This is a genomic window from Ruegeria sp. O4, assembly GCF_056535125.1.
The window spans coordinates 1-3,708 of sequence record NZ_JBQERO010000039.1 but is presented as its reverse complement, the minus strand read 5'-3'; the positions used below and the strand labels follow the sequence as shown (position 1 = coordinate 3,708).

2 protein-coding genes are annotated in these 3,708 nt (G+C 58.4%); one reads left to right on the top strand and one right to left on the bottom strand.

Features of this window, described 5'->3' with window-relative positions; translation table 11 throughout:
• Positions 1 to 38: 38 nt before the first annotated feature.
• Positions 39 to 650 carry a recombinase family protein gene (locus ACR0J7_RS20340; RefSeq protein WP_480915466.1) on the bottom strand — a complete coding sequence of 204 codons (612 nt, stop codon included), beginning with the start codon at positions 648 to 650 and terminating at the stop codon, positions 39 to 41.
• A 120-nt stretch (positions 651 to 770) separates the two neighbouring features.
• Here ACR0J7_RS20340 and ACR0J7_RS20335 point away from each other — a divergent pair, with 120 nt between their 5' ends.
• Positions 771 to 3,659, top strand: a complete 2,889-nt coding sequence (locus ACR0J7_RS20335; protein WP_480915464.1) for a Tn3 family transposase — start codon at positions 771 to 773, stop codon at positions 3,657 to 3,659.
• The last annotated feature ends 49 nt before the right edge of the window (positions 3,660 to 3,708 follow it).

Here is a 3,708-nt window from a genome sequence, read left to right as displayed (position 1 = left end):
AAAATGGGGTCTGCTCCGGCTGAGTGCAGAATGACACCTTAAGCGCTGAGCACGCGTTTCCCATATTCTCGCAGGTTGCCTTTGGGATCGACGTATCGATACAGGGTGACGGGTTTTACGCCCAGTTCATTGCACAGTTCTGAAACGGATGTGTCCCGGTTGGCCATTGCGACCTGTGCCATCCGGACCTGGGTTTTGGTGAGTGCGAACTTTCGACCGCCTTTGCGGCCTCGAGCACGGGCGGCTTGCAGCCCCGCCATTGTGCGCTCCCGGATCAACTCGCTTTCAAATTCCGCAAGCGCTGCAAAGATGCCAAATGACAATCGACCCGCTGCGGTGGTCGTGTCGATCTGTGCCCCTTGGCCTGTCAGCACCTTCAGGCCGACACCGCGCTCTGACAACAGGGTCGTCGTTTTCACCAGATGGTTCAGGCTGCGACCCATTCTGTCCAGTTTCCAGATGACAAGGACATCACCTTCGCGCAGAGCCTTCAGACAAGCTTCGAGGCCAGGGCGGTCGTCTTTTTTGCCCGAGGCCTGGTCGGAGTAGATTTGTTTTTCATCTACACCGGCCTCGACCAGAGCGTCCTTTTGTAGGTCAAGCGACTGGCTGCCATCGGCTTTTGAAACGCGCGCGTATCCGATCAGCATGTTTCACAAACGAACGTTTGTGGTGTTTGGAGGAATTCCCGGCTTTCGGCCATCTCTATTTTTCCATAACCCATATCATAATCATCAATAAGCAAACCCCTATAAGAAAGCAAAAGAAACATGGCGCATCGCACCATTCTGACAGAGCGCCAGCGTTCGGCGCTTTTTGATCTGCCGACTGACGAAACCCTGATGTTGCGGCATTACACGCTGGCTGACGACGATATCGAACACATCAACGAAAGGCGGCGGCCGGAGAACAAGATCGGCTTTGCCCTGCAGCTCTGTGCCCTACGCTATCCTGGGCGGCTGTTGTCATCTGGCGAAATCATCCCGGAAAAGGTCTTGCGCTTCATCGCGGCCCAGTTGGGTCTGACCAGCGACGATGTCTTACCCTATGCCTCACGTCGGCAAACACGTCAGCAGCACCTGCATGCCCTGCGCCAGATTTACGGCTTCAAGATGTTCTCGGGCCAAGGCGCGCGCAGTCTGAAGGCCTGGCTTGAGAATGAGGCTGAAACTGCCCGATCCAACGAAGACCTGGCGCGCCGATTTGTCGAAGAGTGCCGCCGATCGCAGGTAATCCTGCCCGGCATCTCTGTCATCGAACGGCTGTGCGCAGATGCCCTGGTGTCGGCTGAGCGCCAGACCGAAAGCCGGATCACTAACCGGATCGACGATGAAACGAAAGAACGCCTAGACGCGCTGCTGACCGAGATCGTGGATGGCAATGTCACTCGGTTCATTTGGCTTCGCCGCTTCGAGGCGGGCAGCAACTCGGCTGGAGCATCGCGGCTTCTGGACCGGTTGGAGTTTTTGCGAGACTTGGGCCTTTCACCGGACATTCTGGCCGACGTACCACCACATCGGATCACCCGCCTGCGCCGCCAGGGCGAACGGTACTTTGCCGATGGTTTGCGCGACATCACGAGTGACCGGCGCCTGGCGATCCTTGCTGTCTGTGCGGTAGAATGGAAGGCAGCCATCGCCGATGCCGTGATCGAAACCCACGACCGGATTGTTGGCAAGACCTGGCGGGATGCGAAAAGGCTGTCCGACGCGCGTATCGCGGATGCCCGATCCTCGCTGCGTGAGACCTTGCGATCTTTCAGGGATCTGGGTGCCGCCCTGCTGGAAGCGAAGGCGGATGGCGCGTCCCTTGACGCAGCCGTCGAACTTACGTGTGGCTGGTCTCACCTCGAAAACATGGTGACAACCGCGGCCGAGTTGACCGAAACGATGGCAGCTGACGCCCTGTCCCATGTCGTTCATGGATATCACCGGTTCCGGCGCTATGCCCCAAGGATGCTGCGGGCGCTTGATATCTGCGCCGCCCCGGTGGCGGCGCCTTTGATGCAGGCAACAAAAGTCATCGCCCAGGATCAAACTGATGCGCCACGCCAGGTTGGCTTCTTGCGCCGAACCTCGAAATGGCATCGGCACCTCAACGCCCAAGACCCAAGTGACAATCGGCTCTGGGAGGTCGCCGCCTTGTTCCAGGTGCGCGAAGCCTTCCGATCCGGCGATATCTGGCTGCCCCATTCCCGGCGTTACGCTGATCTGAAACAGGCCTTGGTACCGATAGAAACAGCCAAGGCGTGCCCTCGCCTGACGATGCCATTCGAACCTGAGACCTGGCTCGATGATCGCAAGGCAAGGCTGGCAGAAGGTATGAAGCGTTTGGCCAAGGCTGCGAGAGCTGGCGCGATTCCCGGCGGTTCAATCGAGAACGGCGTTCTCAAGATTGATCGTTTGACGGCAGCAATCCCGGCGGATGCTGATGGCATGGTGCTTGATCTCTATGGTCGCCTGCCTGCCGTTCGGATCACCGATCTGCTGCAGGAAGTTGATGACGATATCGGCTTCACCGAAGCCTTCACGCATCTGCGCACCGGCGTTCCCTGCAAGGATCGCATCGGGCTGTTGAACGTGCTGCTCGCCGAGGGACTGAACCTTGGCCTCAGCAAGATGGCCGAGGCGACCAGTTCACATGACTACTTCCAACTCTCGCGTTTGTCCCGGTGGCATGTTGAAAGCGATGCTATCAACAGGGCGCTCGCCAAGGTGATCGAAGCGCAGGCCAATTTGCCGATGGCGCAATTCTGGGGCGGCGGCATGACCGCATCCAGCGACGGTCAGTTCTTTCCAACAACTCGGCATGGCGAGGCGATGAACCTCATCAACGCGAAGTATGGGCAGGAGCCCGGCTTGAAGGCTTACACCCATGTCTCTGACCAATTTGGCCCGTTTGCCACACAGAACATCCCTGCGACTGTAAATGAGGCTCCATACATTCTGGACGGCCTGCTGATGAACGAGGCTGGGAAGAAGATCAAAGAGCAGTATGCCGACACAGGCGGCTTCACCGATCATGTCTTCGCGGCAACCGCGCTCCTGTCTTATCGCTTTGTTCCCCGCATCCGTGACCTTCCGTCAAAGCGGCTCTATCTCTTCGATCCCGCCGCTGCGCCGAAGGAAGTCCGCGGGCTGGTCGGCGGGAAGATAAGGGAGAAGCTGATTGCCGAGAACTGGCCTGACATCCTACGTGCCGTCGCCACAATGGCGGCAGGCGTCATGCCACCCAGTCAGCTGTTGAGGAAACTCGCGTCGTATCCCCGTCAGCACGAACTGGCTGTTGCCTTACGGGAGATCGGGCGGGTCGAACGCACCTTGTTCATTATCGACTGGTTGCTCGACGCCGACATGCAGCGCCGCGCACAAATCGGCCTGAACAAGGGTGAGGCACATCATGCGCTGAAAAACGCCCTGCGCATCGGTCGCCAGGGCGAAATCCGAGACCGAACTTCTGAAGGACAACACTACCGCATGGCAGGGCTGAACCTGCTGGCCGCGATCATCATTTATTGGAACACCAAACATCTTGGACACGCAGTTGCAGCCCGAGAGGGCGCAGGTCTCGACTGTTCGTCAGGCCTTCTGGCGCACATTTCGCCACTGGGATGGGCACATATCCTGCTCACGGGCGAATACAGGTGGAAAACCAGGTGATCTACGGGCTTAGGGTGTCATTCTGCACTCAGCCGGAGCAGACCCCAAA